Here is a 23,141-nt window from a genome sequence, read left to right on the forward strand (position 1 = left end):
GCCATGAAGATCGCCGTGCTTGGCCTGGCCTTGTGCACGGCGATAACCGCCCTCGCCCAGGACAAACCGGCGGACTTCGCCAGCCAGACGCCGCTAAGCCTGAGCGGCGAAGGACCGTGGTATCGCATCGAGTTGCCGCTTGCCGTCCAGTTGAATGCCCGGCAGACCGATCTGAGCGATGTACGCGTGTTCAATGCAGAGGGCCAGCCGCAGGCTTACTCGATCACGCCGCGCCAGCCCGCGCCCGAACAGGAGCCGACGCCGATCGAGGTCAACTGGTTTGCCCTGTACAGCACACAGGAGGCAGGCGACACCGCACCGGTCATCCGTATCGAGCGCTCCAGCAACGGCAGCGTGATCGAGGTCCAGCCACAAAGCGATATCGAAGCAGGCGAAGAGGTGCTGCGCGGCTGGTTGCTGGACACCAGCGCAATCAAGGCACCGCTTGAACAACTGGTCATCGACTGGAGCACCGAGCGGGAGGGCTTCCAGAATTTCAGCATCGAAGCCAGTGACGACCTGCAGCACTGGCGCAACTGGGGCGAAGGACAGGTTGCGCGGCTGTCGTTTGCCGACGAAGTGGTCGAACAGCGCGAAGTCGGCCTGCCCGGCCAGAGCGCCCGCTATCTGCGCCTGCTGTGGCGTTCCCCGCACAGCGCGCCGCTGCTGATCTCTGCGCACCTGCTGAGCGCCAGCAGCGACACTCCGGCCACACCGCTGACCTGGTCGCCACCGGTCAAGGGCAGCGTCGAAAGCCCCAACGAGTATGTCTGGCAACTGCCCACCGGCTTGCCGATAGGCCGCGTCAAAATCGACATCACCCAGCCCAACAGCCTGGCACCGGCGACGCTCTACGGCCGGCTCGATGCCGGGAAGCCCTGGCAGCCGATCAGCAGCGGCCTGCTGTATCGCTTGTCGCAGAACAACAGCGACGTTTTGCAGGACCAGCTGCAACTGTCCGGACGCATCGTTCAGCAGCTCAAGCTGGTGGTGGATGATCGTGGCGGCGGACTGGGCAGTGAAGCGCCGCAGTTGAGTGTGGCCGTGCCTGCCACGGAGGTGGTGTTCCTGGCGCGCGGTAACGGGCCATTCACCCTGGCAATCGGCAACCCGAGCGTCAAGGCTGCCAACCTGTCGCTGGCCACGCTGATTCCTGACCTGAGTGCGGAAAAGCTCGCGACTCTCGGCACAGCGAGCCCAGCCACAGCGGCTGTGGCCAACATGTCCGCTGCGCCGATCGCCGTGCAACAAAGTACTGACTTCAAACGCCTGGGGCTTTGGGCCGTGCTGCTGCTTGGCGTGGTGTTCCTTGGCTGGATGGCGTTCAGCACGCTGCGCGCTGCAAAACGCTGAAACAGGCGACCTGTCAGGCGCGGTTCGCCTGACATCTGAACTGAAACAGTCTTAAGCCAGTCTCATAGCAGTATTACGTCGCCACTCGCGTTAAACTGCGCGGGTTTTCATACCCCTATTTTCGGAGCTATCCATGTCCCGCGTCACACTAAGTCGTTACTTGATTGAGCAGACTCGCAGCAACAACACCCCTGCCGATCTGCGCTTCCTGATCGAAGTTGTGGCGCGCGCATGTAAGGAAATCAGTCACGCCGTCTCCAAAGGCGCGCTGGGCGGCGTACTGGGCAGCATGGGCACCGAAAACGTTCAGGGCGAAGTGCAGAAAAAACTCGATGTAATCTCCAACGAGATTCTGCTCGAAGCCAACGAGTGGGGCGGTCACCTGGCCGGTATGGCGTCCGAAGAAATGGACAACGCCTACCAGATCCCGGGCAAATACCCGAAGGGTGCCTACCTGCTGGTTTTCGACCCGCTGGACGGCTCGTCGAACATCGACATCAACGCACCGGTCGGCACTATCTTCTCGGTACTGCGCTGCCCGAACGAATACCTGAGCCAGAACGAAGCGCTGAATGAAAAGGCCTTCCTGCAGCCAGGCACCGAACAGGTCGCCGCCGGTTACGCCATCTATGGCCCGCAAACCATGCTGGTCCTGACCTTGGGCGATGGCGTGAAAGGCTTCACCCTGGACCGCGAGATGGGCAGCTTCGTGCTGACCCACGAAGACATCACCATCCCGGAGTCCACTCAGGAGTTCGCGGTCAACATGTCCAACCAGCGCCATTGGGAAGCCCCGGTACAGCGCTATGTGAGCGAGCTGCTGGCCGGTGAAGACGGTCCGCTGAAAAAGAACTACAACATGCGCTGGGTCGCGGCGATGGTGGCCGACGTGCACCGTATCCTGACCCGTGGCGGCCTGTTCATGTACCCGCGCGACAGCCGCGAGCCTTCCAAGCCGGGCAAGCTGCGCCTGATGTACGAAGCCAACCCGATGTCCTTCCTGGTCGAACAGGCTGGCGGTGCGTCCACTGACGGCCATCAGCGCATTCTCGACATTCAGCCTGAAGGCCTGCACCAGCGCGTTGCGGTGTACCTGGGTTCCAAGGAAGAAGTCGAGCGCGCCACCGCGTATCACAAGGCATAAGACGTCGTCTGCACCAGTAGTGATCGGGCCATGCTCGATCACTACCGAGTGAACAGATACTTGAAAAAACCAGCAGTCCGCCCTTCTGCCAGCCCCGTCTGCGGGCCAACTGTCTGATCCACGGCATAAATCCTTGCGCCGTCCGGGAACCAGATTCCCTTTTTCTCTTCTAAGCTTGCGGTATTGCGCCAGCGCCAGACTGCACCGGCTTGCACTGCGACGCGACCCCCTTCCGTTCAGGAGCTACATCCATGTCCTTGCGTTCTGTCGCGTTAATCTCGTTCTGCGTCCTGCTGGCTGCCTGCAGCAAGATCACTCAGGAAAACTACTCCAAACTGTCCGCTGGCATGCCTAAGGCTCAAGTCGAGTCCTTGCTCGGCAGCCCGACGGAATGTTCCGGTGCGCTGGGCATGTCGAGCTGCACCTGGGGCGACCAGAACACCTTTATCAGCGTGCAGTACGCAGCGGACAAGGTTGTGCTGTTCTCGGGCCAGGGTCTGAAATAACACATGATCAAGGTACTGGTACGTTTTGGAATTTGTGTCATGGCCAGCTTTTTGGCCATCGGTTTTGCCCACTCGGCTGACAATCTCGAGCCCAAGACTGTCGACAGCGTCGACCTCAAGCAGTATCAGGGCACCTGGTACGAGATCGCCCGCCTGCCGATGTTCTTCCAGCGCAAGTGCGCTCAGTCCGAGGCCCGTTACACGCTCAAGGATGACGGCAATATCGCGGTGACCAACCGCTGCCGCACGATTGAAGGCAAGTGGGAAGAAGCAACCGGGACCGCCTCACCGCAGGTTCCAGGCAAGACCGACAAGCTGTGGGTTGTGTTCGACAACTGGTTCTCGCGCCTGCTGCCGAGCGTTGCCAAGGGTGATTACTGGATTCTGGACGTCAGCGAAGGCTACCGGACCGCCGTGGTCGGCAACCCGGATCGCAAGTACCTGTGGCTGTTGTCGCGTACACCGACCGTGTCTGCCTCGGTCAGAGAAGACATGCTCAGCAAGGCCCGCCAGCAAGGCTACGACACCTCACGCCTGATCTGGCGTGAGGATGACTCGAAGATCGGCAAAGGCGAGAAGTAACCGAATTGGGATTCTGGCTAAGCCCGGTAGGAGCGAACTTGTTCGCGAAGACGGTCGTTCGAACGATAAACTTCAGAACGCTTTCCGGCCCCTTCGCGAACAAGTTCGCTCCCACGGCCTTTGGCCAGAAGCAGAAGCGGACTCGTGGATAACGCCGAGTGCTCTGCGTCCTCCCTTGCATCAGCCCAGCAACTCCCTCAAAACCTGCGCGAACTCGCGCTTGCTTTGTTCTTCTGCGGCGTGTCGTCCTTCGCGTATGACCCACCGCCCGTTGACCGCCACGTCGCGGATCTGCCGATCGCTGCCGGCGAACAGCCAGCGGTTGAGGATGGCGTCGTCCGAAGCCGTGGCGATGTACGGGTCGTTGCCATCCAGCACCAGCCAGTCCGCGCGCTGCCCCTCTTGCAGCGTCCCCATCTGCTGCCCCAATGCCTGCGCGCCACCGGCGAGTGCAGCGTCGTATAGCGTGCGACCAACCATGGGCTGATCGCTCCGATATAGCCGGTTACGGCGCTGATCGCGCAGACGCTGGCCGTATTCCAGCCAGCGCAATTCTTCGACCACGCTGAGCGAGACGTGACTGTCCGAACCGATCCCCCAGCGACCGCCCTGAGCAATGTAGTCCACCGCCGGAAAGATCCCGTCGCCGAGGTTGGCTTCAGTGGTCAGGCATAACCCTGCCACCGCGCCGCTTTGCGCCATCAGGGCCACTTCATCCGCCTCGGCATGGGTCGCATGGACCAGGCACCAACGGTTATCCACTGGCGCGTTTTCATACAGCAATTGCAGCGGGCGTCGACCACTCCAGCTCAGGCAGTCATCGACTTCCTTCTGCTGCTCCGCGATATGAATATGCACCGGACACTGCCGGTCACTGGCCGCCAGCACCTCACTGATCTGCTGCGGCGTCACCGCGCGCAGCGAGTGGAAGCACAGCCCCAGCTGCTGCGCAGACTGAGCCGCCAGAACCGGACGCAAACGAGCCTGCAGATCCAGATAGTTGTCGGTGCTGTGGATAAAACGCCGCTGGCCCTCGTTGGGCGCCTGCCCGCCAAAACCGGAATGGCTGTACAGCACCGGCAGCAAGGTCAGGCCGATACCGACCGAACCGGCTGCCTGGCTGATCTGCAGCGCGAGCTCGGCAGGGTCGGCATAGGGTTTGCCATCGCTGTCCTGATGCACGTAATGAAATTCGGCAACCGAGGTGTAGCCGCCCTTGAGCATCTCGATGTACAGCTGGCGAGCGATAACGCCCAGTTGCTGCGGGCTGATGCGCCCCACCAGGCGATACATCAGGTCGCGCCAGGTCCAGAAACTGTCGTTAGGGTTACCCGCCACTTCCGCCAGCCCGGCCATTGCGCGCTGGAACGCGTGGGAGTGCAGGTTCGGCATGCCAGGCAGTAAAGGCCCGTGAACCTTCTCGGCGCCCTGCTGCTCGGCATTGGCCTCGACGCGGGTCAAAATACCGTCCTGACCGACCTCCAGGCGAACGTTGCTGGCCCAGCCGTCGGAGAGTAACGCGCGCTCGGCAAAGAAGGCTGACATTGACTTCACACCTCATCACTGTAATTTGTATATACATATACAGACGTTTGAGTGACCGGTAAACCGTCTGCATGCTTGCCGAGCAGCTGGTTAATGGTTAGCGTGGACGCTTTGCAGCGTCTGAATGCTCTCGAAAACACCGTCTCGAACAACAAGGACTCCCACGTGTCGACTCCGCCCGCCGCTTCTTCCCTGGCAGCCCAGATGGGCGAAAGTCCTGCACCCTTGTACGCCCGCGTGAAACAGATGATCGCCTTGCAAATCCAGAACGGCACCTGGCCGCCGCACCACCGTGTGCCGTCGGAAAGCGAACTGGTGACGCAACTGGGCTTCAGCCGCATGACCATAAACCGGGCACTGCGCGAGCTGACCGCCGAGGGCCTGCTGGTACGCATGCAGGGCGTCGGCACCTTTGTCGCCGAACCCAAGAGCCAGTCGGCGCTGTTCGAAGTGCACAACATTGCCGACGAGATCGCCGCGCGTGGCCATCGCCATACCTGCAAGGTTATGGTCCTCAAGGAGGAAGCCGCTGGCTCCGAGCGCGCCCTGGCGCTGGACATGCGTGAAGGCCAGCGGGTCTTCCACTCGTTGATCGTGCATTACGAGAACGACATCCCGGTGCAGATCGAGGACCGCTTCGTGAACGCCCAGGTCGCTCCGGACTACCTCCGGCAGGACTTTACCCTGCAGACGCCTTACGCCTACCTCTCGCAGGTTGCGCCGCTCACCGAAGGCGAGCATGTGGTCGAGGCGATTCTCGCCGAAGCCGATGAATGCAGGCTGTTGCAGATAGAGGCGGGAGAACCCTGCCTGCTGATTCGCCGCCGTACCTGGTCAGGCCGTCAGCCTGTCACCGCCGCGCGCCTGATCCACCCCGGCTCCCGCCACCGCCTGGAAGGACGCTTTACCAAATGAGCCAGACCCGCATTTTGCGCGCCGTCGACTACCCGCGCATGCCGTGGAAGAACGGCGGAGGCAGCACGGAAGAAATCGCTCGCGACGCAGGCCAGGACCTGGACGGCTTCGGATGGCGGCTGTCGATTGCCGACATTGAGACCTCGGGCGGTTTTTCGGTGTTTGCCGGTTATCAGCGCATCATCACGGTCCTTCAGGGCGCGGGCATGACGCTGGACGTGGATGGGCTGAGCAGTCGTCCGCTGCTGCCATCGGACCCGTTTGCATTCAGCGGTGACAGCCAGGTCAATTGCACCATGCTGGACGGGCCGATTCGCGATTTCAACCTGATTTATGCCCCACACCGCTACACTGCACGCCTGCACTGGATAGACGTGCGTCACCCGCAACGCCTGTTCAGTTCAGCCAGCACCTTGGTGCTGTTCAGCATGGCCGAGCAAGTGGCGATCAGCGTCGACAGTCAGCCGTGGGAAGTCCTCGGCAAACACGATTGCGCTCAGGTGGACAACGCTGGCGGTTTGCTTGAAGTCGAACTGCAATCACCTCGCGCCAGCCGTTGCTGCCTGATCGAGCTCACCGCCACAGGCCAGTAAGCGCTTATCTGCACATCTGATAAAAACAGCTTTTCGTTCAAGGACGACCATGACTCAAGTTCCGAACCGGGAAACGCCCAGAGGCATTGCCATCCTCGCCGGCTTCCTCGCCTCCGAATCAGCCGGCGGCATCGTGTTGATGGCCGCTGCGCTGGCGGCATTGATCGTTGCCAACTCGCCTCTGTCTGCCGGCTATTTCTCGATCCTGCACAGCGTCTGGCTGGGCCTCTCAGTCGAGCTGTGGATCAACGACGGGCTGATGGCGATCTTCTTCCTGATGGTCGGCCTGGAAATCAAACGTGAAGTCCTCGCCGGTGGTCTGGCGACTTGGGGGCAACGCGCCCTGCCCGGCTTTGCAGCCGCAGGCGGGATGCTGGTGCCTGCGCTGATCTACATCGCGATCAATTGGGGCAATCCGCAGACCCTGAGCGGCTGGGCGATCCCGGCAGCTACCGACATCGCCTTTGCCCTCGGCGTGCTGTCGCTGCTGGGCAATCGGGTGCCGACCTCGCTGAAGGTGTTTCTGGCCGCGCTGGCGATCCTCGACGATCTGGGCGCCGTGACGATCATCGCCTTCTTCTACAGCTCCGGTCTGAACCTGCCGATGCTGGCCGCCGCCTTCGTGACGCTGGCGGTGCTGATCGTCATGAATCGTTTGAACGTGCGCCGTCTGCTGCCTTATCTGCTGCTCGGCGCGCTGCTGTGGTTCTTCGTCCTGCAATCGGGTGTGCATGCCACGCTGGCCGGTGTCGCCCTGGCGCTGTGCATCCCGATGGGCAAGCCCGAGGAAGAAGCCCGCTCGCCCCTGCTGTTCCTCGAAGAAAAGATGCACTACTGGGTGGCCTTCGCCGTGGTGCCGATCTTTGGTTTTGCCAACGCTGGCGTGTCGCTGGCCGGCATCACCTTGGGCAACCTGATCGATCCTGTGCCACTGGGCGTTGCGCTGGGACTGTTCGTGGGCAAGCAGATCGGCGTGTTTCTCGCCGCCGTGTTGGCCATCCGCGCCGGGCTGGCAGTATTGCCGGAGGGCAGCAACTGGGTGCAACTGTACGGCGTGGCGATTCTGTGCGGCATCGGTTTCACCATGAGCCTGTTCATCGGCAACCTGGCGTTCCCCGGCTCGCAACACCTGATCGACGAGGTGAAGGTCGGCGTACTGATCGGCTCGGGGTTGGCCGCGATTGCCGGAATTGTGTTGCTGCGCAGCCGTTTCAGTCGGGCCTGAAAAAATATTTTCAAATCACTGCATCCAGATGGGTTTCTCGCGGGTAGTACATTCAGCAGCCACTTCGAGTTGCTGAGCGCGGTCAAACCTTCTGGAGATTTCTGCATGAACGCAAAACGCTTGCTCTGCCTTGCTGGTACCACTCTGGCCTTCACTTGCCTGTCATCTGTTGCCATGGCTCAGACCGACCTCCCCGAAAGCGTCCGTGTGCCGGCTGGCAACAAGGTCGGCATGCAAACCACCGGGGTGGGCGAGATCACCTACGAGTGCCGCGCCAAGGCCAACATGCCCAACGAAATGGAGTGGGCGTTCGTCGGCCCTAAAGCGGTGCTCAACGACAAGAGCGGCAAACAGGTCGGCACCTACTACGGCCCGCCTGCTACCTGGGAAGCCAAAGACGGTTCCAAAATAACCGGCACTCAAGTCGCCGTGGCCCCTTCGAGCGCTGGCAACCTGCCGTACCAGCTGGTCAAGGCCAACCCGGCCGAAGGCAAGGGCGCAATGACCGGCGTGACGTACATTCAGCGTGTGGCCCTGAAAGGCGGCGTCGCCCCGGCCAAAGCCTGCGCAGAGAGCAACAAGGGCGCGAAGGAAGTGGTCAAGTATCAGGCCGACTACCTGTTCTGGACCGCAAGCTGATAGCCATCACTAACCGGGTGACCGCTCAGCATTAAGCTATGCTGCTGGGCGGGAGCCTCGTGATATCAACGAGGCAGTAGTCTTCCATTGATGGCGGATCATCTTGTCTTCGCACGAATCTCTCTTTGATTACGAAGCCACGTTGCAGGCCTGCGCTCGCGGTGAAAAGCAGGCCTTGCAGCGTCTCTATCAACAGGAAAGCGCCCGGTTGCTCGGCGTCGCTCAGCGCTTGGTGCGTGACCGCGCGCTGGCCGAAGACATCGTGCATGACGCGTTCCTGAAAGTCTGGTCCCACGCGGCTAGCTTCGATGCCTCGCGTGGTTCGGCACGTGGCTGGATCTTCAGCGTGACCCGCCACCTGGCGCTCAACACGTTGCGCAACACGGCTCGCGAGGTGCGTGTCGAAGACGACGGCAGTGAAGATCATCAGGAACAGGCGACACTGGAAGGCTGGCAGGAAATCGGCGATGCCTTCGATTGGCGGGTCAATCCAGGACGGATTACTTCATGCATGGAGCAACTGGAACCAGTAAGACGAAACTGTATTTTTCACGCTTACGTAGACGGTTATTCGCATCAGGAAATCGCGCAGAAAATTGGCGCGCCATTGGGTACGGTCAAAGCCTGGATCAAGCGCAGCCTGACGGCTTTGCGGGAGTGCATGGGATGACCCGGCCTTTAGACGACAACATTCATGAGTTGGCTGGCGAGTATGTACTCGGCACGCTCTCGGCGCAGAAGCGGCTCGACGTGCAGCGTCGCCTGTCGCGCGAGCCCGACCTGCAGGCTGCCGTCAATGCCTGGGAGCAGCGTCTGCTGCCCCTGACCGAGCTGGCCGAACCGGTGACGCCCTCGCCTGGCCTGTGGGATCGCATCGAACGTAACCTGCTGGACATGACCACGCCTGCCAGCACGCCGCAAAAACCTCGCGTTCGCTGGTGGGACAACCTGTCGATCTGGCGCGGCCTCGCCGGAGCAGGCCTGGCTGCTTCGCTGGTACTGGGCATGACGCTGCTGACCCGCGCACCGGCGCAACCGTCTTATCTGGTGGTCCTCGTAGGACCGCAGGACAAGGCTCCCGGCTGGGTCGTGCAGGCCAGTAACTCGCAGGAAATACAGCTTATCCCGCTGGGGGTGTTCGAGGTTCCGGCCGACAGGGCGCTGGAGTTCTGGACCAAGGGTGACGACTGGCAAGGCCCGGTTTCGCTTGGCCTGGTCAAGCCGGGAGAGAGCCTGCATGTGCCGCTGGATAAACTGCCGCCGCTGCAACCCAATCAGTTGTTCGAGCTGACACTGGAGAAATCCACTGGCTCGCCAATCGGCAAACCCACCGGGCCGATTCAGTTCATCGGCCGGGCGGTGAAGGTGATCTGACGCAAAGGCAGACTACTTGCGGCTGCAGTCGTCCTGTTGCAGCAGGTTGGCCTGGGTCAGGTTGCAGTCTGCCGGTACGCTGCGCGTCAGCCAGACATTGCCGCCGATTGTAGAACCTTTGCCGATGGTGATACGCCCCAGAATCGTCGCGCCAGCGTAGATCACCACGTCGTCTTCAACGATCGGATGCCGTGCATGACCTTTCTGCAACTGGCCGTCCTCGTCCGACGGGAAGCGCTTGGCGCCCAGGGTTACGGCCTGATAAATCCGCACCCGCTCGCCGATGATCGCGGTTTCGCCAATGACCACGCCTGTTCCGTGATCGATGAAAAAGCTCGGGCCGATCTGCGCACCCGGATGAATATCGATACCGGTCGCTGAATGAGCGATTTCCGAGCTGATACGCGCCAGCAACGGCAAACCGGCGCGATACAGATAATGCGCCAGCCGATGGTGGATCACCGCCAGAATGCCGGGATAGCACAGCAGCACTTCATCGACACTGCGCGCCGCAGGGTCGCCGTGATAGGCGGCCAGCACGTCGGTATCCAGCAACAGACGAATACCGGGCAGGGCCATGGCGAAACCCTGGATCAGCTCCAGCGCTCGCGCATCGATGCTGTTCAGGTCACCACCCTGCTGATGGGCCACGTAGCGCAATTCAAGCCGGGCCTGAGCCAGCAGCGCATTGAGCGCCACATCGAGCGTATGGCCGACATAGAAGTCCTCGCTTTCCTCACGCAGGTCCACCGGGCCCAGGCGCATCGGGAACAGTGCACCGCTCAAGGCCTCAAGAATCTCGCCCATGGCCGCACGCGAAGGCAGCTCACGTCCACCGTGCTCACCGCTCACCCGCCTGTTGCGAGCCCGCCAGTCTTCACGCGCGCCACGCAACTGGCTGACGATGCGCTGCAACTGCCAATGGCTGGAGCGGCCGTCGGCGGACGCTTCTGGAATATCGCTCACGCTTGACTCTCCTTGATGTGAAGGGTGGCGACCGACAGTAAGGGCCGCTGCTGTTACCACTCTACGGCAAACATTCAGACGAAAAAAACAACAATTTCTGTCGGAATACGCGAAGAGCGCCGTGCGCACAGATAAGTTGCCGTGTGAGAAACGTCTGCCTATAGTCCGGTGACTCTTTACACGGCTTATCGACGACCATGATCAAAAATCAGCTTGCCCGCTTCAATCGCCTGGACCTGATCAGCGCGCCAACGGCTCTGGAAAAGCTCGAGCGCCTGTCGGTCTGGGCAGATCGTGATATCTACATCAAGCGAGATGACACCACCACGCTGGCCCTGGGCGGCAACAAGGTGCGCAAACTCGAGTACCTGGCCGCCGATGCGCTGGCCCAAGGTGCCGACACACTGATCACCGCCGGCGCCATCCAGTCCAATCATGTCCGCCAGACCGCTGCACTGGCCGCGCGCCTGGGCCTTGGCTGTGTGGCGCTGCTGGAAAACCCTATCGGCACCGAAGACCCCAGTTACCTGAAAAATGGCAATCGCCTGCTACTGGAGCTGTTCGATGCCAAGGTAGAGCTGGTGGAAAACCTCGACAACGCCGACGAGCAACTCCAGGCCCTGGCTGCGCGCCTGAGTTCCAGCGGCAAAAAGCCTTATCTGGTCCCCATCGGCGGCTCAAGCCCGGTAGGTGCGCTGGGTTATGTGCGCGCCGGGCTGGAACTGGCCGAGCAGATCAAACAGACCGGTATCGATTTTGCGGCTGTCGTTCTGGCCTCCGGCAGTGCCGGCACGCACAGTGGTCTGGCGTTGGCACTGGCTCACGAACTGCCGCAATTGCCGGTCATCGGCGTGACCGTATCGCGCAGTGAAGAAGCACAGCTGCCCAAGGTGCAGGGCCTGGCCGAGCGCACCGCAGAGTTGCTCGGCGTTGCGCTGCCTGAGCACTTCAAGGTCGAACTGTGGGATGAGTATTTCGCCCCACGGTACGGCGAACCGAACGCCGGCACGCTGTCAGCCATCAAGCTGGTGGCCAGCCACGAAGGGCTGTTGCTCGACCCGGTTTATACCGGCAAGGCCATGTCCGGGCTGCTCGATGGCATTGGCCGTCAACGCTTCAACGACGGCCCGCTGATCTTCCTGCACACCGGCGGTGCGCCAGCGCTGTTTGCCTATCCGGATGCGTTCGACCAGTGACGTTCTAGCCCACGCGGCTTTTATGCCTTTCCAGAGGGAAAATAACTTTTTTTGTTATTTTTCCTCATAAGCAGATGGCTATATAGTCGCGCCCGACAGACCACAACGCTTAACCTTACACCTGACGTAACTGCCTGAAAAAAAGCTGAATAATCAGCACGAAGTTGCTCGAGTCGGGTCAGAAAATGGCCAGACACTTCCATACCAACAAGGGGCTCGCATGAACATTTCCGCTATTCGTCGTACGTTTCTTTTCTCGGCAATGGGCTTGATGCTCAGTGCCGGTATCGCCGGGCAAGCCATGGCTGGCGAGCAACTGCAGAAAATCAAGGACAGCGGTACGCTCAATGTCGGCCTGGAAGGCACTTACCCACCGTTCAGCTTTGTGGATAAGAGCGGCAAGCTCACCGGCTTCGAAGTAGAGTTTTCCGAAGCGCTGGCCAAGGAACTGGGTGTGAAGGCCAAGATCCAGCCTTCGAAATGGGATGGCATCCTGGCCGCTCTGGATTCCAAGCGTCTGGACGTGGTGATCAACCAGGTGACCATTTCCGACGAGCGCAAGAAGAAGTACGACTTCTCCGAGCCCTACACCATTTCCGGCATCCAGGCGCTGGTTCTGAAGAAGAACGCAGACACCATCAAGTCTGCCAAAGACCTGAGCGGCAAGAAGGTGGGCGTGGGTCTGGGCACCAACTACGAGGAATGGCTCAAGGCGAACGTTCCGGGCGCAATCGTCAAAACCTATGACGATGACCCGAGCAAGATCCAGGACCTGAGTGTCGGTCGTATTGATGCGATCCTCGTTGACCGTCTGGCCGCTCTGGAAATGGCTGCCAAGACAAAAAACAAACTCGTCCCGGCGGGCGACGCATTCTCCCGCCAGGAGTCGGGCATTGCCCTGCGTAAAGGCGAGCCTGAATTGCTGGCGGCCATCGACAAGGCCATCGACAAACTGCGTGCCGACGGCACGCTGAAGAAGCTGTCGGAAAAGTACTTCAACGCTGATGTCACCCAATGATTGAAGAGAGCCTTCAGCTCGCGCTGGACTCCGCGCCCTTCCTGCTCAAGGGCGCGTACTACACGGTATTCCTCAGTCTTGGCGGGATGTTTTTCGGTTTGCTGCTGGGCTTCGGCCTGGCATTGATGCGCCTTTCGCGCATCAAACCGGTGAACTGGATAGCCCGCATCTACGTGTCGTTCTTTCGTGGCACGCCCTTGCTGGTGCAGCTGTTCGTGATTTATTACGGCCTGCCGGAGCTGGGTATCCAGCTCGAACCGCTGAGCGCCGCACTGATCGGTTTTTCCCTGAACATGGCCGCCTACGCCTGCGAAATCCTGCGCGCGGCCATCAGTTCGGTGGAGCGCGGCCAGTGGGAGGCAGCGGCCAGTATCGGCATGACCCGCTGGCAGACCATGCGTCGGGCGATCCTCCCGCAGGCCGCACGTACCGCATTGCCGCCACTGGGCAACAGCTTTATCTCGCTGGTCAAGGACACGGCGCTGGCAGCCACTATCCAGGTCCCGGAGCTGTTCCGTCAGGCGCAGTTGATCACCGCACGCACCTTCGAAATATTCACCATGTACCTGGCCGCTGCACTGATCTACTGGATCCTTGCAACGGCGCTCTCGCACCTGCAAAACAAGCTGGAAGCCAGGGTCAACCGGCACGATCTGGAGACCTGACACATGATAGTGGTTGAAAAACTCACCAAGGCATTCAAAGGCAATCAGGTGCTCAAGGGCATTGATCTGCGTATCGAAGCCGGGGAAGTGGTGGCCATCATCGGGCCCAGTGGCTCGGGCAAGACCACCCTGCTGCGCTGCCTGAACCTGCTGGAAACCCCTGACAGTGGCAGAATCAAGGTCGGTGACATCGAGATTGATGGCACTCGCTCCATGAACCAGCAGCAGGGGTTGATCCGCCAGTTGCGTCAGCAGGTCGGGTTCGTGTTTCAGAACTTCAATCTGTTTCCGCATCGCACCGCACTGGAAAATGTCATCGAAGGCCCGGTGGTGGTCAAGAAGGTGGCCCGCGAAGCCGCCGAGGCGCTGGGCAGAAAGCTGCTCGCCAAGGTAGGCCTGAGCGGCAAGGAAGACGCTTACCCGCGACGCCTTTCCGGCGGGCAGCAACAGCGCGTGGCGATTGCACGGGCGCTGGCGATGGAGCCGCAAGTGATCCTGTTCGACGAGCCGACCTCGGCCCTGGACCCGGAACTGGTCGGCGAGGTGCTGACCACCATTCGCGCTCTGGCTGAAGAGAACCGCACCATGGTCATCGTCACTCACGAGATGAGCTTTGCCCGGGACGTCGCCAACCGGGTGATCTTCATCGACAAGGGAGTGATCGTGGAGCAAGGCGAAGCCAAAGCGCTGTTTGCCAACCCGAAAGAAGAACGCACAAGGCAGTTTCTTGAGCGTACCCGCTCCTGATCAGGAAGATCAGCCTGCGCAAAAAGCAGCGTGTATTCAGTCGCGCTGCTTTTTTCTTACATTTCTGGGAGGATTGATCGTTCAATATCCTTGCTGAATTCCCGCGTAATTTTCCGAAAAATCATCGAAATAATAAAATTAGCGTACGTCCGTTCTGCGCCCTGATCCGTAGCCGGCTGCGCCGTTGCGTGCCCGTCTTGCCAGACGTTCCCTTACAGCCTTAATCCCGTCGGTTACAGTCTGTTGCCATTGATACTTTGTGGTAGGACAGTTGTTTAGTGAGGAGTCAACGGTTCCAAACATACAGCGTAGGAAGTATCCGGTTTTCAAGTAAACAAGCCTTAAATGCACTCCGCACATTGACAAGTGCCCGCAAAGCCCATTAGCTCACCTACTTCACTCATTCCAGTGAGACATCAAAGTTTCAAGTACACAATTCATACCGTTTGTAATGTTTGCCATAACTTGGATATTTAAGGTACTTATCCCCCTGCCTGAACCGCACACTTTATTACTTGAACATGACAACTTATGACGATTCTTTACTTGAACTATTGATTATCAGGAGCACCCCGACATGAATCAAAGCACTTGCAACGCCCACCCCCTGAGCTTGCCGATCCCTTCTGTACCGCTGGCGAGCCGGCATGGCATAGGCGTGAGGAACGCCTCTCAACTCGTTGTTCATGTTGATCCCTACGGCAGCATGGAAGAAGGCGATCTGATCGAACTGTTTTGGGACGGTTGTTACGTCGCGTCAACAATTTTGAAGGCATCCGACGTCGGCAAGCCGGTCATCCTACGTGTGCCGGAAAGCTTTCTGCAGAATGGCAAGGCGAGAACCTACTACCGGGTCATGAAGATAGGCGGAGTACCCGTGACCTCGCCCTGCCGCAAGCTATGGGTCAAGCTCAACGCACCGGGAGGACAGCTGGTCAGCGCCAATACGGAAGAAAACCAGGGGCTGGCGCCACTCTATGTGGCGCCATCGGTCATGCGCCACGGCCTTTCGCGCAGACACCTGGAGGGCGGCTTGCCGATGACCATCGAGCCTTATCTGAACATGGCTGTTCACGACGAGATCACCATACGTTGGGGCGATCTGCGTATGGACCTGCCGCCGCTCACCGCCGACGATGTCGGTGAGCCGGTCGATTTGGTTGTACCGCCTGAGTTGATACACGAAGGCGGAGACGAGCAACGGCTGGAAGTGAGTTACTGTGTCATCGACCGGGTGGGCAACAACTCGCTTTGGGCACCGCCCCGGATAATAAAGATCCAACCGTTGGGGCATTGAATACCTGACGATGGCCAGTCGGATAAACCGCGTCACTCCACGATACTGTTCAATGGACAGCACCGCACGGAACACTCTAAAAACGCAGCGTTATTTATTCACGCTCATTACGTGTCTTAAACATTGGCCACGCGGGTAAGAAAGTTCGACGTCGCTTCGGCATACGCCATGTTTCATCCACACTTGCTTCTGCGCAGGCGTCTAACAGGTTGCGTTACGCAAGGTGAGTACATAAACAGGCATTGGCGACTGACAATAACCATCTATGCTTATTCCAAAAAGCACGTTTTAAAAACTTTTATACACGCTTAGGGTATATGCACCGGACCACCGGACATCGTGATGTTTTCCAGCCGCACCTGATGCGGCCTACTGCTACGAGGTTCCGATGGTCCCTTTCACAACTACCCCTGTGGATAAACCCAGGGTCGTATCGATTGACGGTGAGCGACGCGAGTCTGATCCGGCAACGGTAGCGACCCACCGCGTCGAGGCTCCACAAGAACCTGACGTTGCCCCCCGCCTGCTGAAGGCCACCGTGTTGCAAAACGACGCGCAAGCCATTGCAGCAGCCCACGACCTGGCGGCGGCCGCGCAGATCAATGCCGCCAATCGCGACAGACAACGCGCCTTGCCATGGGCTGAAATCGAACAGTTCACCCGCAGTGGACTGGGCAGTATTTCCATCCCGCGCGCGTACGGCGGCCCGCAAGTGTCGTTCGTCACGGTAGCCGAAGTCTTCAGGATCATTTCTGCTGCCGACCCGGCACTGGGACAGATTCCGCAAAACCAGTTCGGCATTCTGCACTTGCTGCAGAGCAGCGCCACCGAGCAGCAGAAGAAAACGCTGTTCCAGAGCGTGCTGAACGGTTGGCGCATCGGCAACGCAGGGCCCGAGCGTGGCACCAAAAATACCCTGGAACTCAAGGCACGGATCACCACCAACGGTGACCGTCTGAGCATCACCGGACAGAAGTTCTACTCCACGGGTGCGTTGTTCGCACATTGGGTTGCGGTCAAGGCGCTGGATGACCAGGGGCGGCAGATAATGGCCTTCGTCCAGCGTGGCACTCCGGGCCTGCGCATCGTTGATGACTGGTCGGGCTTTGGCCAGCGCACCACCGCCAGCGGCACGGTACTGCTCGACAACGTGCCGGTGGACGCTGCGCTGGTGGTCGATAACTGGCGCCTGTCACTGACGCCGAACATTCAGGGCGCGGTTTCGCAACTGATCCAGGCCGCGATCGACGCGGGTATCGCGCGCGGCGCCATCGACGATGCGATTGCTTTTGTACGCGAGAAATCCCGTCCATGGATCGACGCCAACGTCGAGCGCGCCAGCGATGACCTCTACGTGATCGCCGACATCGGCAAGCTGAAACTCGAACTGCACGCGGCAGAAGCCCTGCTGCGCAAGGCGGGCCAGGAGCTCGACGAGATCAGCGCTGCGTCTATCGATGAGCACTCGGCAGCCCGCGCCTCCATCGCGGTGGCGCGAGCCAAGGTACTGACCACCGAGATCTCGCTGCTGGCCAGCGAGAAGCTGTTCGAACTGGCAGGCAGCCGCGCGACATTGGCCGAGTTCAATCTTGATCGCCACTGGCGCAACGCACGCGTCCACACCCTGCATGACCCGGTGCGCTGGAAATACCACGCGGTCGGCACCTGGCATTTGAACGGCACCCTGCCTGCTCGCCATTCCTGGATCTGAACCAGACCACTGGAGAACACCCTTCATGAGTTCCAACCCAAAAGCGCGCGATAACGCAGCGCTGATCACCAGTGACGCTCAGGCCCTGCATATAGCCCGCGAACTGGCCCTGCAATTGAAAACCGACAGCGCACATCGCGATCGCGAGCGCCGTTTGCCGCATGCCGAACTCGAGCTGTTCAGCCAGTCCGGTCTGTGGGGCATCAGTGTGCCGCAAGCCTTTGGCGGCGCGGGTGTTTCCAACATCACCCTGGCCAAGGTGATCCAGCTGATTTCCGAAGCCGATGGCTCGCTGGGCCAGATTCCACAAAACCATTTTTACGCTCTGGAAGTGCTGCGTGTGAACGGCAGTCCGGAACAGCAGGCGCGCTTGTACGCCGAGGCACTGGCAGGCGTACGCTTCGGCAATGCGCTGGCCGAACTGGGGACCAGAACCGCACATGACCGCACCACTCGCCTGAGCCGCGACGGGGACGGTTATCGCATCAACGGCCGCAAGTTCTACGCCACCGGCGCGCTGTATGCGCAACGTATTCCCACCTCGGTCGTTGACGACGAGGGTGTGCAGCAACTGGTGTTCGTGCCGCACGACAGCGAGGGTCTCAGTGTCATCGATGACTGGAGCGGTTTCGGGCAGCGCACCACGGGCAGTGGCTCGGTGGTGTTCGACAATGTGCATGTCAGCGCCCGCGATGTCGTGCCGTTCCAGAGCGCCTTCCAGCGCCCCACCACGGTCGGGCCGCTGGCGCAGATTCTCCACGCCGCGATCGACACCGGTATTGCCCGTGCTGCCTTCGAGGACGCCCTGGCGTTCGTGCAGACGCGTACCCGGCCATGGATCGATTCGGGTATCGAAAAGGCTGTGGACGACCCGTTGACGCTGCACAGCTTCGGCAAGCTGGGTATTCGCCTGCATGCCGCCGAAGCACTGCTTGAGCGCGCTGGTGAGTTTCTGGATGTCGCTCAGGCCGACAGCAATGCCGAGAATGTCGCCGCTGCGTCGATCGCCGTGGCCGAAGCGCGCGCCATCAGTACGGAGATTTCCCTGGCAGCCGGCAGCACGCTGTTCGAACTGGCGGGTAGTCAATCCACACTGGCCGAACACGGCCTGGATCGCCACTGGCGCAATGCGCGCGTTCATACGCTGCACGACCCGGTACGCTGGAAGTTTCATGCCATCGGCAATTACTACCTCAACGACACTAATCCTCCCTTGCGAGGGACGATCTGATGGCGCGTAAAAAGATCCTCCTCAACGCGTTCAACATGAGCTGCATCGGCCATATCAACCATGGCCTGTGGACCCATCCACGGGACACCTCGACGCAATTCAACAGCCTGGAATACTGGACTGACCTGGCGAAACTGCTGGAACGCGGACTGTTCGACGGCCTGTTCATCGCCGACATCGTGGGCGTGTATGACGTCTATCAGAACTCGGTGGACGTCACCCTCAAGGAGGCGATCCAGTTGCCGGTCAACGATCCGCTGCTGCTGGTCTCGGCCATGGCCGGGGTCACCAGACATCTGGGCTTCGGCCTGACCGCCAACCTGACCTACGACGCGCCCTATCTGTTTGCCAGGCGCATGTCGACGCTGGATCACCTGAGCCGTGGCCGGGTGGGCTGGAACATCGTCACCGGCTACCTCGACAGCGCGGCGCGGGCCATGGGCCTCAGCGAGCAGAACGAACATGACCGCCGTTACGATCAGGCCGACGAGTACCTGGAGGTGCTGTACAAGCTCTGGGAAGGCAGTTGGGAAGACGATGCCGTGATCAACGACCGCGAACAGCGCGTCTACGCCCAGCCGGGCAAGGTCCACAAGGTCAGGCATCAGGGCGAGTTCTATCAGGTCGAGGGTTATCACCTCTGCGAGCCGTCGCCGCAACGCACGCCGGTGCTGTTTCAGGCCGGCAGTTCGGAGCGCGGCCTGCAGTTTGCCGGACAGAACGCCGAATGCGTGTTCATCAGCGGGCAGAACAAGGCAGCGACCCGCGAGCAGGTCGACAAGGTGCGCGCCAGTGCCGTGCAGGCCGGGCGCAATCCGGAGGACATCAAGGTGTTCATGGGCCTGAACGTGATCGTCGCGGCCACCGAAGCACTGGCTCGGGAGAAACACGCCGAATACCGCCGCCATGCCAGCGCCGAAGCCGGCGTGGCGCACTTCGCTGCGTCTACAGGCATCGATTTTTCCCGATACGAACTGGACGAACCCATTCAGTACGTGAAAAACAACGCGATTCAGTCCGCGACCAAAAACCTGAAAAACAACGACTGGACGCGCCAGAAACTGCTCGACCAGCACGCCTTGGGCGGCCGTTACATCACCTTGATCGGCTCGCCCGAACAGGTCGCCGACGAACTGGAATCCTGGATCGACGAAACCGGCCTGGACGGCTTCAACCTGACCCGCATCGTCACCCCGGAAAGTTACGAGGATTTCATTGACCTGGTGATCCCGGAGCTGCAACGCCGGGGCTCATACAAGACCGCTTACCAGGACGGCAGCTTGCGCAAAAAACTGTTTCCGCAAGGCACCGACCGTTTACCGGAACGGCATGCGGGGGCGGCACACCGACATATTTGCTGAAGACATGCGCCCCAACACTGAAGCGCTTGGCGTTGTACACAGGTTTTTGTGGGAGCGAGCTTGCTCGCGAAAGCGATTGTCCAGACGCCCTGTTTTTTTGTGTCTGCACTGGCCTCTTCGCGAGCAAGCTCGCTCCCACAGGACCGAGGCGCTGCCGGGGACGGCACACCGCCGTATTTGATGACGACATGCGCCCCCACGCTGAAGCGCTTGGCGTTGTACACAGGTTTTTGTGGGAGCGAGCTTGCTCGCGAAAGCGATTGTCCAGACGCCCTGTTTTTTGTGTCTGCACTGGCCTATTCGCGAGCAAGCTCGCTCCCACAGGACCGAGGCGCTGCCGGGGACGGCACGCCGCCGTATTTGATGACGACATGCGCCCCCACGCTGAAGCGCTTGGCGTTGTACACAGGTCTTGTGGGAGCAATAAGCACAAGGCGTGGGGACGAGACTTAGGGATTTTTAAAAGGACCGCATCATGAGCAAAACCCTCGCTGCACTGGCCCTCGGTCTGTTGACCCTGACCGCTTACGCCGACGATAAACCCCTGAAAGTCGGGACCACGGCAGCCTTCGCCATACCGCTCGAAGCCGCTGTCGAAGAGGCTGGCAAGCAGGGCCTGAAGGTCGAGCTGGTCGAGTTCACCGACTGGATCGCGCCCAATGTCAGCCTCGCTGCCGGCGATATCGACGTGAACTACTTTCAGCACATCCCGTTCCTGACCAACGCCAACGACGCCGCCGGCTTCGGTCTGGTGCCTTACGCACCGGGGATCATCAACAACGTAGGCCTGTACTCGAAAAAGTACAAAAGCTTCGATGATCTGCCGACCGGCGCCACAGTGGCCATCGCCAATGACCCGATCAATAGCGGACGCGGCCTGCAACTGCTGGCCAAGGCAGGGCTGATCACGCTCAAGGAAGGTGTTGGTTACAAGGCCACCGAAGAAGACATCACGGCCAACCCGAAAAAACTCAAGCTCATCCAGGTCGAAGCCGTGCAACTGGTGCGAGCCTACGACGATGCCGATCTGGTGCAGGGCTACCCCGCCTACATCCGTCTGGCCAAGACCTTTCCCGCCGACTCGGCGATCCTCTTCGACGGTCTGGACCACCCGGAATACGTGATTCAGTTCGTCATCAAGCCTGATCACAAGGATGACCCGCGGCTGGCGAAATTCGTCGACATTTACCAGCACTCGCCGGTCGTCCGCGCCTCACTGGACAAGGTCAACGGCAAGCTTTACCAGGCCGGGTGGAAAGAATGACCGCGACCGCGCAACGCCAACGGCCACTCGACACAGCAGGCGCAGGTCAACGTGCACAGCAGGCCGAGCTGCATCCGGAGCTGAATCGCGCGCATGTGCGCTTCATCAACCTGGGCAAGACCTATCACGGCAAGCAAGGCCCGGTGGAGGCGCTGGGCAATATCGACCTGGCCGTCCAGCGCGGCGAGATCTTCGGCATCATCGGCCGCAGCGGCGCAGGCAAATCCTCGTTGATCCGCACCATCAACCGCCTTGAACAACCGAGCAGCGGTCGCGTACTGATCGATCAGGTGGACATCGGCGAGTTCGACGAAAACAAGCTGGTGGAGCTGCGCCGACGCATCGGCATGATCTTCCAGCACTTCAACCTGATGTCGGCCAAGACCGTCTGGCAGAACGTCGAACTGCCGCTCAAGGTCGCCGGCGTGCCCAAGGCGCAACGCGCGCGCAAGGTCGCCCAGTTGCTGGAACTGGTGGGTTTGCAGGACAAGCACAAGGCGTACCCCGCGCAACTGTCCGGCGGGCAGAAACAGCGTGTCGGCATCGCCCGCGCGCTGGTGCACGACCCGGCGATACTGTTGTGCGACGAAGCCACTTCGGCGCTGGACCCGGAAACCACCCAGTCGATCCTCGGCCTGCTGCGCGAGATCAACCAGCGCCTGGGCCTGACCATCGTGCTGATCACCCATGAAATGGCGGTGATCCGTGATATCTGCCACCGCGTCGTGGTGCTGGAACAGGGGCGAATCGTCGAGCAGGGGCCGGTATGGCAGGTGTTTGGCGACCCGCAGCACGAGGTCAGCAAAACCTTGCTGGCGCCCCTGCAAACCGGGCTGCCGAAAGAGTGGGCCGAGCGCCTGAGCGATCAGCCGCAACGACCCGATGCGGCCCTGCTGCTGGACGTGCATTTTACCGGTGTCAGTGACGAAGGGCCGGATCTGGCCGCGCTGTTTGCCGCGCTGGGCGGCAAGGTGCAATTGCTGCAGGGCGGCGTCGAGCGGATTCAGGAGCGGGCCATCGGGCATCTCATTCTGTCGGTTGCCGGCTCGCCGCACAGCCGGGACGAGCTACTGGCACGCGCCCGCACACTGGCGCCACGCGCGGAGGTATTGGGTTATGTGGGTTGATCGCTTGCTGCAAGGCACCCTCGACACATTTCTGATGGTCGGTGTGTCGTCATTGATCGCACTGCTGCTGGGCATTCCGCTGGCAGTGATCCTAGTGACCAGCTCCAAAGGCGGCATCTACGAAGCACCGGGGATCAACCGGGTGCTGGGCGGCTTCGTGAACCTGTTTCGCTCGATTCCGTTTCTGATCCTGATGGTCGCGCTGATTCCGTTCACGCGGATGATCGTCGGTACCACTTATGGCGTATGGGCAGCCGTCGTGCCGCTGACCATTGCCGCCACGCCGTTCTTTGCGCGGATCGCCGAAGTGAGCCTGCGCGAGGTCGATCATGGTTTGGTCGAGGCCGCGCAGGCGATGGGCTGTCGGCGCTGGCACATCATCTGGCATGTGCTGCTGCCGGAAGCGCGCCCCGGTATCGTCGGTGGCTTCACCATTACCCTGGTGACCATGATCAACTCATCGGCCATGGCCGGTGCCATCGGTGCAGGCGGATTGGGCGATATTGCCTATCGCTATGGCTATCAACGCTTCGACACGCAGGTGATGCTGACAGTGATCGTCTTGCTGGTTGCGGTCGTAGCGCTGGTGCAACTGGGCGGCGACCGATTGGCACGCAGCTTCGACAGGCGCTAAACAGCCGCAACGCAGCGAGGGTATATTGGCGGTCTTCCTTTACCGGAC

At 60.5% G+C, this 23,141-nt stretch carries 23 protein-coding genes; 21 read left to right on the forward strand and 2 right to left on the reverse strand.

The window, feature by feature from the left end:
* Positions 1-3: 3 nt before the first annotated feature.
* From V476_RS09610 to V476_RS09625, 4 genes are all read left to right on the forward strand, one after another.
* Positions 4-1,353, forward strand: a complete 1,350-nt coding sequence (locus V476_RS09610; protein ID WP_024960031.1) for a DUF3999 domain-containing protein — start codon at positions 4-6, stop codon at positions 1,351-1,353.
* 133 nt (positions 1,354-1,486) lie between these two features.
* On the forward strand, positions 1,487-2,497 hold the full coding sequence (locus V476_RS09615) for a class 1 fructose-bisphosphatase (protein ID WP_003341445.1): 1,011 nt from the start codon (positions 1,487-1,489) through the stop codon (positions 2,495-2,497).
* A 251-nt stretch (positions 2,498-2,748) separates the two neighbouring features.
* Positions 2,749-3,003 carry an outer membrane protein assembly factor BamE domain-containing protein gene (gene bamE, locus V476_RS09620; RefSeq protein ID WP_003304592.1) on the forward strand — a complete coding sequence of 85 codons (255 nt, stop codon included), beginning with the start codon at positions 2,749-2,751 and terminating at the stop codon, positions 3,001-3,003.
* A 3-nt stretch (positions 3,004-3,006) separates the two neighbouring features.
* Positions 3,007-3,585: a lipocalin family protein gene (locus V476_RS09625; protein ID WP_003304589.1), complete on the forward strand. Its 579-nt coding sequence runs from the start codon at positions 3,007-3,009 to the stop codon at positions 3,583-3,585.
* A 180-nt stretch (positions 3,586-3,765) separates the two neighbouring features.
* Here the strand turns inward: V476_RS09625 and V476_RS09630 are convergent, their stop codons facing one another.
* Positions 3,766-5,130, reverse strand: a complete 1,365-nt coding sequence (locus V476_RS09630; RefSeq protein ID WP_024960030.1) for a formimidoylglutamate deiminase — start codon at positions 5,128-5,130, stop codon at positions 3,766-3,768.
* Positions 5,131-5,334: 204 nt separating this feature from the next.
* Here V476_RS09630 and hutC point away from each other — a divergent pair, with 204 nt between their 5' ends.
* The 6 genes from hutC (at position 5,335) to V476_RS09660 (ending at position 9,876) form a co-directional block, all read left to right on the forward strand.
* Complete coding sequence (gene hutC / locus V476_RS09635) at positions 5,335-6,045, forward strand: histidine utilization transcriptional repressor HutC (protein WP_161420743.1); 711 nt, start codon at positions 5,335-5,337, stop codon at positions 6,043-6,045.
* Positions 6,042-6,638: a HutD/Ves family protein gene (locus V476_RS09640; protein WP_024960029.1), complete on the forward strand. Its 597-nt coding sequence runs from the start codon at positions 6,042-6,044 to the stop codon at positions 6,636-6,638. Before hutC ends, V476_RS09640 begins: the two co-directional genes overlap by 4 nt.
* A 49-nt stretch (positions 6,639-6,687) precedes the next feature.
* Positions 6,688-7,863: a Na+/H+ antiporter NhaA gene (nhaA, locus tag V476_RS09645; protein ID WP_004414562.1), complete on the forward strand. Its 1,176-nt coding sequence runs from the start codon at positions 6,688-6,690 to the stop codon at positions 7,861-7,863.
* Between the two features lie 105 nt (positions 7,864-7,968).
* Positions 7,969-8,502, forward strand: coding sequence for a DUF3455 domain-containing protein (locus V476_RS09650; RefSeq protein ID WP_003365928.1), 534 nt, complete (start codon positions 7,969-7,971; stop codon positions 8,500-8,502).
* 103 nt (positions 8,503-8,605) lie between these two features.
* Entirely contained in the window at positions 8,606-9,172 is a 567-nt protein-coding gene (locus V476_RS09655) for a sigma-70 family RNA polymerase sigma factor (RefSeq protein WP_024960028.1), read from the forward strand.
* The gene (locus tag V476_RS09660) at positions 9,169-9,876 is read left to right on the forward strand and encodes an anti-sigma factor (protein ID WP_003392419.1); all 708 of its coding nucleotides are present in this window, start codon (positions 9,169-9,171) and stop codon (positions 9,874-9,876) included. Before V476_RS09655 ends, V476_RS09660 begins: the two co-directional genes overlap by 4 nt.
* 12 nt (positions 9,877-9,888) lie before the next feature.
* Here the strand turns inward: V476_RS09660 and epsC are convergent, their stop codons facing one another.
* Positions 9,889-10,842: a serine O-acetyltransferase EpsC gene (epsC, locus tag V476_RS09665; protein WP_003341466.1), complete on the reverse strand. Its 954-nt coding sequence runs from the start codon at positions 10,840-10,842 to the stop codon at positions 9,889-9,891.
* Positions 10,843-11,039: 197 nt separating this feature from the next.
* On the opposite strand from epsC, the gene V476_RS09670 reads away from it, so the two are divergent.
* The 11 genes from V476_RS09670 to V476_RS09720 all read left to right on the forward strand — a co-directional run bounded on the left by V476_RS09670 (position 11,040) and on the right by V476_RS09720 (position 23,093).
* Positions 11,040-12,038 (forward strand): D-cysteine desulfhydrase, encoded by a 999-nt coding sequence (locus V476_RS09670; RefSeq protein ID WP_003317287.1) that lies wholly within the window; start codon positions 11,040-11,042, stop codon positions 12,036-12,038.
* 220 nt (positions 12,039-12,258) lie between these two features.
* On the forward strand, positions 12,259-13,056 hold the full coding sequence (gene tcyJ, locus V476_RS09675) for a cystine ABC transporter substrate-binding protein (RefSeq protein ID WP_024960027.1): 798 nt from the start codon (positions 12,259-12,261) through the stop codon (positions 13,054-13,056).
* Complete coding sequence (gene tcyL, locus V476_RS09680) at positions 13,053-13,721, forward strand: cystine ABC transporter permease (RefSeq protein ID WP_003403129.1); 669 nt, start codon at positions 13,053-13,055, stop codon at positions 13,719-13,721. The genes tcyJ and tcyL overlap by 4 nt, the downstream gene beginning before the upstream one ends.
* 3 nt (positions 13,722-13,724) lie before the next feature.
* Positions 13,725-14,468, forward strand: coding sequence for an L-cystine ABC transporter ATP-binding protein TcyN (tcyN, locus tag V476_RS09685; RefSeq protein WP_024661619.1), 744 nt, complete (start codon positions 13,725-13,727; stop codon positions 14,466-14,468).
* A 577-nt stretch (positions 14,469-15,045) separates the two neighbouring features.
* Positions 15,046-15,765: a hypothetical protein gene (locus V476_RS09690; RefSeq protein WP_024960026.1), complete on the forward strand. Its 720-nt coding sequence runs from the start codon at positions 15,046-15,048 to the stop codon at positions 15,763-15,765.
* A 538-nt stretch (positions 15,766-16,303) separates the two neighbouring features.
* Entirely contained in the window at positions 16,304-17,476 is a 1,173-nt protein-coding gene (locus V476_RS09695) for an SfnB family sulfur acquisition oxidoreductase (RefSeq protein WP_024960025.1), read from the forward strand.
* Positions 17,477-17,501: 25 nt separating this feature from the next.
* Complete coding sequence (locus V476_RS09700) at positions 17,502-18,707, forward strand: SfnB family sulfur acquisition oxidoreductase (protein WP_024960024.1); 1,206 nt, start codon at positions 17,502-17,504, stop codon at positions 18,705-18,707.
* The gene (locus tag V476_RS09705) at positions 18,707-20,068 is read left to right on the forward strand and encodes an LLM class flavin-dependent oxidoreductase (protein WP_024960023.1); all 1,362 of its coding nucleotides are present in this window, start codon (positions 18,707-18,709) and stop codon (positions 20,066-20,068) included. Before V476_RS09700 ends, V476_RS09705 begins: the two co-directional genes overlap by 1 nt.
* Positions 20,069-20,543: 475 nt before the next feature.
* Complete coding sequence (locus V476_RS09710) at positions 20,544-21,332, forward strand: MetQ/NlpA family ABC transporter substrate-binding protein (RefSeq protein WP_024959419.1); 789 nt, start codon at positions 20,544-20,546, stop codon at positions 21,330-21,332.
* Positions 21,329-22,459 carry a methionine ABC transporter ATP-binding protein gene (locus V476_RS09715; RefSeq protein WP_024959418.1) on the forward strand — a complete coding sequence of 377 codons (1,131 nt, stop codon included), beginning with the start codon at positions 21,329-21,331 and terminating at the stop codon, positions 22,457-22,459. The genes V476_RS09710 and V476_RS09715 overlap by 4 nt, the downstream gene beginning before the upstream one ends.
* A complete protein-coding gene (locus tag V476_RS09720; RefSeq protein WP_003341491.1) occupies positions 22,449-23,093 on the forward strand; it encodes a methionine ABC transporter permease in 645 nt (214 codons plus the stop codon). The genes V476_RS09715 and V476_RS09720 overlap by 11 nt, the downstream gene beginning before the upstream one ends.
* The last annotated feature ends 48 nt before the right edge of the window (positions 23,094-23,141 follow it).

The sequence above is a fragment of the Pseudomonas syringae KCTC 12500 genome (genome assembly GCF_000507185.2).
GTDB lineage: Bacteria > Pseudomonadota > Gammaproteobacteria > Pseudomonadales > Pseudomonadaceae > Aquipseudomonas > Aquipseudomonas syringae.